Below are 11,537 nucleotides of genomic sequence, written 5' to 3'. Positions count from 1 at the left end.
TGCCGTGACCTTCCCCTGCTTAACTCGAACCATCAAAACCTCCTTCAATCCCGAATTTTAGGTCAATGGCTCTCCACTTTTCCAGGGCAAGTCCACGACCGCGACCAATGATCGCCGGCCCGAGTTCCAGCGCATGATCGAGGCGGGCACGACCAAACCCGCGCCCTTCGATGTCGTCGTCGTTCACAGCTTCTCGCGCTTCTTCCGCGATCACTTCGAGCTGGAGTTCTACGTAAGAAAGCTCGCCAAGAACGGCGTGAAGCTCGTCTCGATCACGCAAGAGATGGGCGACGATCCGATGCATGTCATGATGCGGCAGATCATGGCGCTGTTCGACGAATATCAGTCGAAGGAGAACGCCAAGCACGTCCTGCGCGCCATGAACGAGAACGCACGCCAAGGCTTCTGGAATGGCGCCCGCCCGCCGATCGGCTATCGCATCGTCGCGGCCGAGCAGCGCGGCTCCAAGACCAAGAAGAAGCTGGAGATCGACCCGCTGCACGCCGAGACCGTGCGGCTGATTTATCGCCTGTTCCTTGAAGGCGACGGCATATCCGGCCCGAAGGGCGTCAAGGCCATCGCGACCTATCTCAACGATCGCCGCATGTTCACCCGTGACGGCGGGAAATGGGGACTGGCGCAGATCCACGCCATCCTGACCCGCACCACCTATATCGGGGAGCACAGGTTCAATACTCGGTCTTTCAAGAACCGCGAGAAGAAGCCCGAAAGCGAAGTGGCGATCATGGCGGTTCCGCCGCTGATCGAGCGCGACATCTTCGATGCCGTGCAGGCCCGCCTCAAGTCGCGCAACCCGATGGTGACTCCAGCACGGGTCAGCAGCGGCCCGACCTTGCTGACCGGTATCTGCTTTTGCGCCAAGTGCGGTGGGGCGATGACGCTGCGCACCGGCAAGGGCAGCGCGGGCGGCATGTATCGCTATTACACCTGCTCAACCAAGGCGCGGCAGGGCAAGACCGGCTGCGAAGGTCGCTCAATCCCGATGGACAAGCTCGACCATTTGGTCGCGAGCCACCTCGAAGAACGTCTGCTACAGCCGAAGCGGTTGGAGACGATCCTTTCCAGCCTTCTCGACCGCCGGCAGGAGCGAACCGAACGCCGTCGCGAACATCTGGCGGACCTGCATCGGCGAATCACCGAAACCGATCAGCGGCTCGGCCGGCTCTATGACGCCATCGAGTCAGGTGTTGCCGCACTCGACGATTCCGGCCTCAAGGACCGTATCGCCAGTCTCAAGGCGATCCGAGATCAGGCCACGGCCGACGCCGACCGAATACAGGCGACGCTCGACAATGCCGGCAACCAGTCGATCACCGCCGACATGATCGACGCGCTGTCCGACGCGGCGCGGAGCAGTCTGCGGATGGAAGGGGGCGGCTATCGGCGGGATCACCTGCGCGCCTTCGCCCAGCGCATTGAGGTCGCTGACGACGAGGTTCGCATTATGGGATCGAAATCAGACCTGTTGCAAAGCCTCGTCGCCGCTTCGAGCGGGGAATCGGCGGCAATCGGCGTTCGCAGTTCTGTACTGAAATGGCGCGCCCGAAAGGATTCGAACCTCTGACCCCCAGATTCGTAGTCTGGTGCTCTATCCAGCTGAGCTACGGGCGCAACGCCAAAAACATCACCTTCTGATGAAGAAAACCGGAAATGGCGCGCCCGAAAGGATTCGAACCTCTGACCCCCAGATTCGTAGTCTGGTGCTCTATCCAGCTGAGCTACGGGCGCGCTGTACTTCCATTTTCTTCACCGCCGCCGCCCCGTGAGGCACCGTCCGGTGAGGTCGCCGCTTGTAATGGATGCTTCCGGGGAAGGCAATAGGAAAATTGCATGGCACACGCGATTTTGTTCAGCACGCGTTGCCGACCGCCCCGGCATCAGCTATCAGTCAGGCAAATCCGCAGGAGAAGACCCCCTTGAGCAACAAGATCAGCGATCCGCAGAAGAACTTTCCCGTCACCTGGGAAGAGTTGCACCGCAACGCCAAGGCCCTGGCCTGGCGCCTGGCCGAGCAGCGCCCGTGGAAGGGCATCATCGCCATTACCCGTGGCGGTCTGGTGCCGGCGGCCATCATCGCCCGCGAACTGAATATCCGCGTGGTGGAGACCATCTCGGTCAAAAGCTATGACGACAAAACCCAGGGCGACATCCAGGTGCTGAAGGCCCCGGATGCCGTGACCGATGGCGGCAAGGACTGGATGCTGATCGACGATCTGGTCGATACTGGCAAGACGGCCGCCTATGTGCGCAAGCTGCTGCCCTATGCGCACTTCGCCACCCTCTATGCCAAGCCGGCCGGCCGCCCGCTGGTGGATACGTTCATCACCGAGGTCAGCCAGGATACCTGGATTTATTTCCCCTGGGATCTGCTGCCGGTCAGCTATTTGCAGATCGAGCGCTGATCCAGCGCGGTCATGAAAAAGGCCTGAAGGGTGGCGTTTCCACTCTTCAGGCCTTTTTTATAGCCCGCTCAGTCCCCGACATAGGGGTCAGTATTAATTATCCCCCAATGTGTCGCGCAGTTTCGGCGCATTGCGGACGAGTTCCTGGTTGCTCGCAAATTCCCGGGTGTTGGGGCTGGAGGCCATGTCGGCGCGTGACAGCACCGCGTCGCCGCGTGGCTCCGCTTTCGGTGGTTTACCGAACTTGGCGTGCAGCCGGACATATTCCTGCCGATGGTAATCGTCGGATTCCTGGAATCCGGGTTCCCCGTTGCGGGGGGCCGTGACAATCACCTCATCCGCCTGTTCAGCGGGTGTGCCGGGTGGCGGTGGCGGCGGTTCGTCGGCTGCCAGAACCGGCAGGGCGATGCCCAGCAGCAACCCGGACAGGGCCAGGGCCGCGAACCGGCGCCCGGCCGGCTGGAACGGAAGCTTTCCCATATCCTGGTCCTTTCCTTCTGCGGCATCCCTTGATCAGAGATGGGGGCGGCGGCGGGGAATTGCCATCCCCCCTCCTTTCACGCCCGACGTCCTAAATCCCGCCGCAACCAATTATACCAAGGGGCATGGGACATGCCCCTTGGAGGCCGGCGACCGCCGGCCCGCGGGCTCGTGCCCGCGTAATACCAACGGTCATAATTCATGACCGTTGGTAATGCTGCGACTGCCGCCGCGCCGCACGTGCGGCGTAGCCAAGCCAGCGGATGCTGGCGCCGGCGACTGAGGGGCGCGAAAGCGTGACCATCGGTCATGATTTCGTGCCGCTGGTATAAGCCAAGCTGCCGGAGGCAGCGCCCGGCACCTGAGGGAACACACAACCTCCCTTGATCGTGACCGATCAAGGGAGATTGGTGTCACTCGTGCCAGCCCCCCAGCAGGGGGCGCATCCGCAGGCTTTCCTTGTTGCGCACCCGCACCTTGCCATGCACATGGTCGGGCTTGGCATCGCGGGGGCCGCCCACGCGCACCGGCCGCTCGGCGAAACGGCCCAGGGAGATCATGCGGTCATAGGTGACAATGGCGGCGGCAACGGCGACATTGACGCAGAATTTGGTGGGGATCTTCACCACATGGTCACAGCGGGCCAGCATGGCGGGGGAGAGGTTGCCGCGTTCCGGCCCGAACACATAGGCGGCCCGCAGCGGGTGGCGGAAGCTGGGCAGTTCGGCCGCATCATCGGTCAATTCACAGCCCACCAGCTGGCAGCCGGCCGGCAGCGCCATCTCGTCAAGCGAACCCCACCCATAATAGGGCACATGATCCACCCCGCCGGATGTGTCGGTGCGCCGCAGTTCCTCCACATCCACCACGCCATTGACGGTGAAGACGAAGCTGGCGCCAAAGGCATGGGCCGTGCGCATGATGGTGCCGACATTGCCGGATTTGCTGATGCCCTCCGCGCCCAGGGCGAAATAACCACGCATGATGACCTGACTGGATGATTCAAGGAGAATTTCCGCCAGTCCTTGGCACGGGAGGGCCCACCAGGGCAAGGGCTGCGCCCGCCCCGGTGGGCCGACATGCGATCAGGGCATTTCCCCCGCCGGCTGCGGCGTTTTGATGGGCAGATGGATCAGGAAGCGGGTACCGTGGCCGGGGATGCTGGCCAGATCAATGTCTCCCCCCAGCGCCCCGGTGACCAGATTATGCACGATATGCAGGCCCAGCCCGGTGCCGCCACTATCCCGCTTGGTGGTGAAGAAGGGGTCGAAGGCCTTTGCCTGCACCTCCCCCGGCATCCCGATGCCATTGTCGGTGATGGCAATGGCCAGCCGATCGCTGCCGGCCCGCCCGGCAGCGATCAGAATCTGTGGCGCTTCCACGCCAGCAAAACCATGCACCACGGCATTCTGCACCAGATTGGTCACCACCTGCGACAGCAGCCCCGGCATGGTGGTCAGCACCAGCCCCGGCTGGGCATCAATGGCCACCTTCACCCGGCTTTCCCGCAGCATCGGGTCCAGGCTGCGCACCACATCGGCCAGATAGGCGGCCAGATCCAGGGTCCGCGTCGCCTCGCTGCTGCGATCGGCGGAGACCTGCTTGAAACTGCGCACCAGTTCCGCCGCCCGTTGCAGGTTGCCGGTCATGATGCGCAGCCCCTCCTGCAGCTTGTCCAGGAAATGGTTCATGGAAAGCCGGGTCAGCGCCCCGGCCTGGAAGGCGCTGGCGACCTGTTCCCGCTCCTCCTCCAGATGGGTGGCCAGGGTGAAGGCGACGCCCAGGGGCGTGTTGATCTCATGCGCCACCCCGGCCACCAGCTGGCCCAGGGAGGCGTGCTTTTCCTGCTGTACCAGCCGGTTCTGCGTCAGGCGCAGTTCTGACAGGGTGCTGTTCATCCTGGCATAGGCGGCGGCGTTGGACAGCGCGATGGCGCCATAGGCGGACAGGCTGCGGAAGATCAGCCGTTCCCGTTCCCCATAGGCATTTTCCTGTGTCGATTGCACCGTCATCACCCCGATCAGCCGGCTGCCCGCCAGAAGCGGGGCCAGCAACAGGGTACGCATGAAGCGGGTACCCGGAATATGCGAGGGGGAATCGGTTTCGTGGGCACCGCGCAGGATCAGCAGTTCCTGCCGGTCGCGGGCGCAGCGGGCGACCACGGAGACGGGATCGGACAGGCTGCGCCAGATGGTGGGCAGCGGGCGCCCCTGTTCCAGCCCATAGCGCAGTTCCAGATGATCGCCCCCGTCATCCATCAGATAAAGCGCGAAGGAATCGAAGGCCAGCAGGGTGCCGGCATGGCGGTGCAGGGCGTGGAAAACCGCATCGGCGTCCAGATTGGCGGTGATCTGCTGGCCGATCCGGCCCAGCAGTTCCAGCGTCTGGGTTGCCTCATGCAGGGCGGCGGCGCGCGCTGCCTCCGCCGCGGCCAGATGGCGGTGATATTCGCCTTCCGCCTTCAGCCGCTCCGTCTCAAACCCGGCCTGCATGGCCAGCAGCCGGTCGCTCACCTCCCGGCTGCGCAGCAGGCTGCGCGCCTGGCAGGCCTGGCGTTCAAAGGCGAGCGCCCGTCCCAGATCGCCCGTTGCCTCATAGGCCGCCGCCAGGGCCGACAACAGGTTGGCCGGCACCGTATAGCCCTGGATCGATTCGGCCAGCGCCAGCGCGCGGCACAGCAGATGGATGACAGGGGTGCGATGGGGTGGAAGGTCCGGCACGGGGGACGGCAGATCGGGAAAGCGGCGATGCAGTTCCGCCTGCGCCATCAGCAGGTCGATCTCCCGCCAGCGGCTGGGGCTTTCCGTCAGCAGGGCCATGGCATCAGCCATGGCGGCAGCGGCCTCATCCCGCCGGCCCATGGCGGAAAGGGCGCGGGCCTGCCCTGCCGCTGCCTCGGTCCGCAGGTCTGCCTGTTCCAGCTCGGCGGCAATCTCCGCCATGCTTTCAAACCAGCCCAATGCCGTCGCCGGTTCCCCCACCTCCATATCCAGATCGCCCAGATGCTGGCAGCAGATGGCATGGTTGCGCGACCGGCCCAGCGGGGTCAGCCATTCCAGCGCTTCGCTCAGCAGCTGGCGGGCCCGGCCGGTCTGTCCCAGACGGCGCAGCGTGTCCCCCAGCCCGCGCAGGCATTGGCCCATGGCCGCCGGCCAGCCGGTGCCGCGCGCCAGCTGATGCGCCCGCTCCCGCCAGACAAACTCCGCCACATAATCATTGAGGTTGGAGAAGGCGCCGGCGGCATTGGCAGCCAGCAGCACCGCCAGCCGAATCCGCCCCGCCAGCAAAGCCAGATCACAGCCGCGCTGATAGTGGCGCTGGGCGGTCAGGAAATTGCCGCGGGCAAATTCCAGCCCGCCATGGCAATAGGCGACCACCGCGTCCAGGCCCGGATGTTCCAGTCCCGGCGCCACCGGCAGTTCCGCCAGCCATTGGGCGGCCGCCGCCTCCGCATCCTCCGACAGGGCGTCCCTGCCCATCCAGATGCGGGCGATGCGCTGACGTATCGTGTCGGGGCTATGCTGGTAATGCGTATGGGCGCGCCGGTGCGCGCTGATGCGGCGGCGGGACTGGCCCTGGTCGAAGGCCAGCAACGCCTCCACCATGCAGGCATCGCCTTCCCCCAGCGGGTCCCCACTCTCCCGGAAGCTTTCCTGGGCGCCGGCCAGCATCGCCTCCGCCCCCGCCAGATCGCCCAGCAGCAGCCGGCATTCCGCCTTGGTCAGCAGCAGGCGCGCCGTCAGGCGCCGCAATTCCCGTTCCTGGGCGCAGCTGGCATGGTGCAGCAGGCCCATGGCCTCATCCACCATGGCCATGGCTGCCCCGGTATCACGCTGGCGTTGGTACCAGGCCAGTGTCGTCAGCAGCACCAGCCGTTCCAGCGGGTCATGGCTGTCAGCCAGCTGGTTTTCCGTCACCAGCACCTGTTCGGCCAGCCCATGCAGATCCAGATGCCCGACCAGGGGGCGATAATCGACCGGAACGACGGCCAGCGGATGTGACGACGCCGACAATGACGAAGGGCCGTCTGCCGCCGGCCCTGGTGCCCCGGAATCTTCGCCCATCGTCCCGCCGTTTGCCATGGCGCTTCCGCGATCCGTTACCAACCGGGCCTTCGGCGCCGTGCCGCCCCCTCTGCCGTAGGTTGCATTTTATTCAAATTCTTTGCAACCCATGCATTAGACTAATACCATCGGCATGAAATCATGACCGATGGTCAAGATTTCATGCCCCTCAATCGCCGGCGCCAGCCTCCGCTGGCTTGGCTTCACGCGGCACGTGCCGCGCGGCGGCGGTCGCCGCCGTACCAACGGTCATGAATGATGACCGTTGGTATAAGATACCATCCCCCGGCGGGGATGGTCATGGGAAATGGCAAAGATTTTAAGAGGATCGGAATCGGCCAGCCGTTCAGGCGCCGCAACCATGATGGCGGGGACTGGGGCTTTCCCGGCTCAGGCCTGCCGCTGCCAGGGCATCCAGATAGCGCGCCCAGCGCGCTTCCTGTTCCCGCCCCAGTTCATGCAGATAACGCCAGGTGAAGATGCCGGTATCATGCCCGTCATCAAAGCCCAGGCGCACAGCATAATGGCCCACCGGCACCACGCTGGTGATGGCGACCTGGCGCTTGCCGGCCACCAGCTTCTTCTGTCCCGGCCCGTGGCCCTGCACTTCGGCCGAGGGGCTTTCCACCCGCAGATATTCCGCCGGCAGGCGGAAGAATGTTCCGTCATCGAAACGGATTTCCAGGCACGCCTCCTCCCGCTTCAGCCGTAATTCTTCCGGCCAATGGCTGGTGCCGTCCGTTTCGCTGACGAAATGTTCTTCCGCTGCCATGGTCAGCCGACCGTCGGCTCGTAACGCCGCGCCTCATCCACCAGCATGATGGGGATGCCGTCGCGGATCGGATAGGCGAGACCGGCTTGATCGGAGAGCAGTTCCTGGGCGGCGGCGTCATAGCGCAAGGTGCTTTTGGTCAGCGGGCAGACCAGGATTTCCAGCAGGCGCGGGTCCACCTTGCTGGCGGCGGTTTCGGTGGTGCTGTCGGACATGGCTATTGGCTTTCAGATGCGGGAGAATCAGTGCTGTCGATGGTCGCTGTCGGCGCCGGGATCGTGGACCGCCATTTCCAGCAGCGTCAACAGCATTTCCGCCCGTTCCACCGGTCCCGGCGATTCCAGCAGGGCCTGCTTTTCCGGTGGGGTGAAGGGGCAGATCATGGCCAGGGTGGAGACCAGCCGTTCATCGGCGGTGCGGGCGATGCTGTTCCAGTCCACATCGATCCCCTGCAGCTGGAAATAGCTGCGCAGGGCGCGGTCCAGTCTTCCCCGGTCCAGTGCGGCCGTTTCCGGCCCGCCAGCCAGATCGGCGGTGAAGGGGGACCAGTCGGGGATGACGCGGCGATAGCCCCGCATCGTCGCCACTTCTTGCGTGATCAGGAAACGGCTGATCCCGGTCAGGGTAATCAGGATACGACCATCATCGGTTTCGCTGAAACTGGTGATGCGTCCGGCGCAGCCGGTGCGGTAGAGCGCTGGCACGGCGCCCCCGCCCGGCTGGGGCTGGATCATGCCGATCATCCGGTCGGCCGCCAGCGCATCCTGCACCATGTTCAGGTAGCGCGGCTCGAAGATGTTCAGCGGTAATTTTCCACGCGGCAGCAGCAACACCCCCGTCAACGGAAAGACGGGGATGCTGCTGGGCAGCGTTTCGGGGGTGGGGTCGAAGGGATTGCGGCTCATGCAAATAAGATAGAGGACAATTTGCGTCTGGCCATGACCGTCAGCTTATCTGTCGGCCCAAAAGCCTCAAAAAGTTTCAGCAGCTGGGTCCGGGCGGCGCGTTCGTTCCATTCCCGGTCGCGGCGCACGATCTCCAGCAGGGCTTCCACCGCCTCTTCGTTGCGGCCGGCGGCATAAAGCGCCAGCGCATAATCATAGCGGGCCTGATGGTCCGCCGGGTCGCGGTCCACCGCGGCCTTCAGGTCGCCCAGCGGCCCGGCCTCGGCGGCCTGACGGGCCAGTTCCAGCTGGGTGCGGATGGCGGCCAGCTCCGGCGATTTGGCGATGGCGGCTGGCGCATTGTCCAGCATCTCCTGCGCGCCCTCGGCCTGTTCCACGGCCAGCAGGCAGCGGATCAGCCCGGCATAGGCGGCGGCATTCTCCGGTTCTTCGCCCAGCACCTCATTATAGACGGCGGCGGCTTCCTGGGCGTTGCCGGCATCCAGCAGGGCCTTGGCCTCTTCCAGGATGGCGGCAATGTCGATTCCGCCATCCCCGCCACCCAGCTTGGCCAGCCGTTCGACGAACTGCTTTATCTGGCTTTCCGGCAGGGCGCCCTGGAACCCGTCCACCGGGCGGCCCTGGAAAAAGGCATAGACGGTGGGGATGGATTGCACGCGCAGCTGGCCGGCGACGGCCGGATGCTTGTCGGTATCGATCTTCACCATCTTCACCGCGCCCTTGGCGGCGGTGACGGCCTTTTCCAGCAGGGGGCCCAGCGTCTTGCAGGGGCCGCACCACGGCGCCCAGAAATCGACGATGACCGGCACCTCGCGCGAGGCTTCGATGACATCGGCCATGAATTCGGCGTCGCTGCCATCCTTGATCAGGGCGCTGGCGGGCTTGGGCCCGGCATTATTCGGCACGTTGGACAGCATGGGGCACGTTTCCCGAAAATGAACGAGGATGATGGATCGGCCCGGAACGGCTGTGCCGGGCCTGGAACTCACCGTTATATAAAGTGCGCGCCCAAGCCTCGCCAAGGGTGCAGAACCGGATGGACAGGGTGCGCGCAGAAAATCGCTGATCGCTGCAAGAAAATGCTTGCATCGCAAAAACTCCTGTCTATATTCCGCGCTCACCGCCGGGGACGACTTGGCGGCGATACGGAAAATGGGCGGGCGTAGCTCAGGGGTAGAGCACAACCTTGCCAAGGTTGGGGTCGAGGGTTCGAATCCCTTCGCCCGCTCCATCTTCCGATAGCCGCGAAAGCGGCGGCCGTAACTGGCGATGCGGGCGTAGCTCAGGGGTAGAGCACAACCTTGCCAAGGTTGGGGTCGAGGGTTCGAATCCCTTCGCCCGCTCCAGTTAGCGGAGAGAAAATTGAATAGGGGCGCTTTTCGGCGTCCTTTTTTATTGTTGTCGCCCCGGTTCGGGGGATGACAGGTACGACTGGCGATGCGGGCGTAGCTCAGGGGTAGAGCACAACCTTGCCAAGGTTGGGGTCGAGGGTTCGAATCCCTTCGCCCGCTCCAGTTGGTTCCAATAGATCGGGTCACAGACGCTGACAGCAAAACAGGCCGGGCTTTGTCCCGGCCTTTTGCTTTTTCCCTTATACCCCGTTGCGATGAGGTGAACGCATCGCAACGGGGTACGGCGGCGACCGCCGCCGCGCCGCACGTGCGGCGTAGCCAAGCCAGCGGATGCTGGCGCCGGCGATTGAGGGCGTTGATCAGAGCCGATAGGGTCTGATCAACGCAAATGAATGTTACCCCCGCAGCCCCTGCTGATAGGCGTTGCGGGCGGCCACGGCCGGCACCAGCCATTCGGGGCGGTGCAGCCCGTGATAGGCTGCGATATCCAGCACCCAATCCAGATACATTTCGATCATGCCGGAGACATGGAAGGCCGGGCAGCCCGTATAAAGCTGGTCATGGCCGGTGCTGAAGGGCTTGATCGGCCGGCTGTCCAGCCGCAGCCGCACCCCGTCGGCCCCCTGTTCCAGGCGGAAGGCGCCGCCATCGGTCGGGTTCACGGCACTTTCCCCCTCCGGCTCCAGATGTGAGGCGTGCAGGAAGGTGACAATCATGCCCAGGCTGCCGGCGGCCAGGGTCTTCAATTCCTTGCGGCTGCGCCACAGGGCGGCCCGCCATTCATTGGCTGGCAGGTCCAGCCCCAGATGCAGCGCGCCTTCCACCAGGCTGAAGCACATATGCAGGGCGGTGTTGCTGCCGGTCTTGGAGATGCTGACCATGTCATGGTCGGCGCGCGCATACAGCGCGGAACCTTTGAAGAAGCCCTTGGCGAAGCGGGCCATGCGGGCAAAGGGGCAGCCCGTGGCGGGGCGGTTGCCCAGTTCGGCCGCCCAGACATCCAGCACTTGGTTCAGGCTGACGCAGCTTTGCGCCCGCAGCCGGTTCAACTTCTGCGCCTGGGTCAGGCCCGGCGGCAGGGGGGCAAAGGGGCCGGTACCGGCGCGCTTGGCCGCCTGCATATGGGTGTCCAGCTTCTGCCGCAGATCATGGAACAGGAAGGCCAGGAAGACATTGCCCTTCACCCGGTCCAGATTGTCGCTGGTGACGGGCTGGCCGTTGGTGATCAGGGGATCGATGCCGCTGGCGTCCCCGCCGCGTCCGGTCAGCCAATCCAGCAGCGCGGCCACCGGCAGCCGGGACAGACCCGCCTTGCCATGGGCCTGACGATAGAGCTGAGCAAAGCTGCCCTCTGCTTCCACCGCATTGTCGCTGGCCGGGCTGAACCGGAACTGCGTGCCGCCATCCATCTTGTCTCTCCGGGTCGATGATCCGGGAGAGACGAAGCAAGCGGCTTGCCAAGAAAAAATCGTTTTATTTCAATAGACTGTAATGGGTGTCGCCCCGGCAGTTCCCGTCAGGCGGCAGTTCCTGCCGGGTCG

10 protein-coding genes and 5 tRNA genes are annotated in these 11,537 nt (G+C 64.4%); 5 read left to right on the top strand and 10 right to left on the bottom strand.

Translation table 11 applies throughout. From position 1 onward, the window contains the following. Positions 1–133 precede the first annotated feature (133 nt). Entirely contained in the window at positions 134–1,585 is a 1,452-nt protein-coding gene (locus CHB97_RS14355) for a recombinase family protein (RefSeq protein WP_244559544.1), read from the top strand. Here the strand turns inward: CHB97_RS14355 and CHB97_RS14350 are convergent. Together CHB97_RS14350 and CHB97_RS14345 are read right to left on the bottom strand one after the other, a co-directional pair. Next, positions 1,556–1,632: transfer RNA gene (locus CHB97_RS14350), tRNA-Arg, on the bottom strand. The genes CHB97_RS14355 and CHB97_RS14350 overlap by 30 nt on opposite strands. A 40-nt stretch (positions 1,633–1,672) precedes the next feature. Next, a tRNA-Arg gene (locus CHB97_RS14345) sits at positions 1,673–1,749 on the bottom strand. 188 nt (positions 1,750–1,937) lie between these two features. Here CHB97_RS14345 and gpt point away from each other — a divergent pair. Further along, positions 1,938–2,423: a xanthine phosphoribosyltransferase gene (gpt, locus tag CHB97_RS14340; RefSeq protein ID WP_244559543.1), complete on the top strand. Its 486-nt coding sequence runs from the start codon at positions 1,938–1,940 to the stop codon at positions 2,421–2,423. A gap of 93 nt (positions 2,424–2,516) precedes the next feature. On the opposite strand, the gene CHB97_RS14335 is transcribed toward gpt, so the two are convergent. The 7 genes from CHB97_RS14335 to CHB97_RS14305 form a co-directional block, all read right to left on the bottom strand. Next, complete coding sequence (locus CHB97_RS14335) at positions 2,517–2,903, bottom strand: hypothetical protein (RefSeq protein WP_089288656.1); 387 nt, start codon at positions 2,901–2,903, stop codon at positions 2,517–2,519. Between the two features lie 413 nt (positions 2,904–3,316). Continuing rightward, the gene (locus CHB97_RS14330; RefSeq protein ID WP_089288655.1) at positions 3,317–3,886 is read right to left on the bottom strand and encodes a TrmH family RNA methyltransferase; all 570 of its coding nucleotides are present in this window, start codon (positions 3,884–3,886) and stop codon (positions 3,317–3,319) included. Positions 3,887–3,988: 102 nt separating this feature from the next. After that, the gene (locus CHB97_RS14325) at positions 3,989–6,967 is read right to left on the bottom strand and encodes a sensor histidine kinase (RefSeq protein WP_089288654.1); all 2,979 of its coding nucleotides are present in this window, start codon (positions 6,965–6,967) and stop codon (positions 3,989–3,991) included. A 346-nt stretch (positions 6,968–7,313) separates the two neighbouring features. Beyond that, positions 7,314–7,739 (bottom strand): gamma-butyrobetaine hydroxylase-like domain-containing protein, encoded by a 426-nt coding sequence (locus CHB97_RS14320; RefSeq protein WP_089288653.1) that lies wholly within the window; start codon positions 7,737–7,739, stop codon positions 7,314–7,316. 2 nt (positions 7,740–7,741) lie between these two features. Beyond that, entirely contained in the window at positions 7,742–7,954 is a 213-nt protein-coding gene (locus tag CHB97_RS14315) for a Trm112 family protein (RefSeq protein WP_089288652.1), read from the bottom strand. A gap of 27 nt (positions 7,955–7,981) precedes the next feature. After that, positions 7,982–8,644 carry an LON peptidase substrate-binding domain-containing protein gene (locus tag CHB97_RS14310; RefSeq protein WP_089288651.1) on the bottom strand — a complete coding sequence of 221 codons (663 nt, stop codon included), beginning with the start codon at positions 8,642–8,644 and terminating at the stop codon, positions 7,982–7,984. Beyond that, positions 8,641–9,561, bottom strand: a complete 921-nt coding sequence (locus tag CHB97_RS14305; RefSeq protein WP_089288650.1) for a co-chaperone YbbN — start codon at positions 9,559–9,561, stop codon at positions 8,641–8,643. Before CHB97_RS14305 ends, CHB97_RS14310 begins: the two co-directional genes overlap by 4 nt. Before the next feature lie 239 nt (positions 9,562–9,800). On the opposite strand from CHB97_RS14305, the gene CHB97_RS14300 reads away from it, so the two are divergent. From CHB97_RS14300 to CHB97_RS14290, 3 genes are all read left to right on the top strand, one after another. After that, a tRNA-Gly gene (locus CHB97_RS14300) sits at positions 9,801–9,875 on the top strand. Between the two features lie 40 nt (positions 9,876–9,915). Next, positions 9,916–9,990 (top strand) — tRNA-Gly (locus tag CHB97_RS14295). A gap of 93 nt (positions 9,991–10,083) precedes the next feature. Beyond that, positions 10,084–10,158 (top strand) — tRNA-Gly (locus CHB97_RS14290). 233 nt (positions 10,159–10,391) lie between these two features. On the opposite strand, the gene CHB97_RS14285 is transcribed toward CHB97_RS14290, so the two are convergent. After that, complete coding sequence (locus tag CHB97_RS14285; RefSeq protein ID WP_089288649.1) at positions 10,392–11,405, bottom strand: hypothetical protein; 1,014 nt, start codon at positions 11,403–11,405, stop codon at positions 10,392–10,394. Between the last annotated feature and the right edge of the window lie 132 nt (positions 11,406–11,537).

Origin of the sequence: Azospirillum sp. RU38E, from assembly GCF_900188385.1 — a bacterium.
Classification (GTDB): domain Bacteria; phylum Pseudomonadota; class Alphaproteobacteria; order Azospirillales; family Azospirillaceae; genus Niveispirillum.
This window is presented reverse-complemented; position numbering and strand designations above follow the sequence as displayed.

Bases quoted from the DNA above. Each gene is read 5' to 3' on its own strand.
- CHB97_RS14355 (WP_244559544.1), top strand. From the start codon at position 134: ATGATCGAGGCGGGCACGACCAAACCCGCGCCCTTCGATGTCGTCGTC.
- CHB97_RS14335 (WP_089288656.1), bottom strand. From the start codon at position 2,903: ATGGGAAAGCTTCCGTTCCAGCCGGCCGGGCGCCGGTTCGCGGCCCTG.
- CHB97_RS14330 (WP_089288655.1), bottom strand. From the start codon at position 3,886: ATGCGTGGTTATTTCGCCCTGGGCGCGGAGGGCATCAGCAAATCCGGC.
- CHB97_RS14325 (WP_089288654.1), bottom strand. From the start codon at position 6,967: ATGGGCGAAGATTCCGGGGCACCAGGGCCGGCGGCAGACGGCCCTTCG.
- CHB97_RS14320 (WP_089288653.1), bottom strand. From the start codon at position 7,739: ATGGCAGCGGAAGAACATTTCGTCAGCGAAACGGACGGCACCAGCCAT.
- CHB97_RS14315 (WP_089288652.1), bottom strand. From the start codon at position 7,954: ATGTCCGACAGCACCACCGAAACCGCCGCCAGCAAGGTGGACCCGCGC.
- CHB97_RS14310 (WP_089288651.1), bottom strand. From the start codon at position 8,644: ATGAGCCGCAATCCCTTCGACCCCACCCCCGAAACGCTGCCCAGCAGC.
- CHB97_RS14305 (WP_089288650.1), bottom strand. From the start codon at position 9,561: ATGCTGTCCAACGTGCCGAATAATGCCGGGCCCAAGCCCGCCAGCGCC.
- CHB97_RS14285 (WP_089288649.1), bottom strand. From the start codon at position 11,405: ATGGATGGCGGCACGCAGTTCCGGTTCAGCCCGGCCAGCGACAATGCG.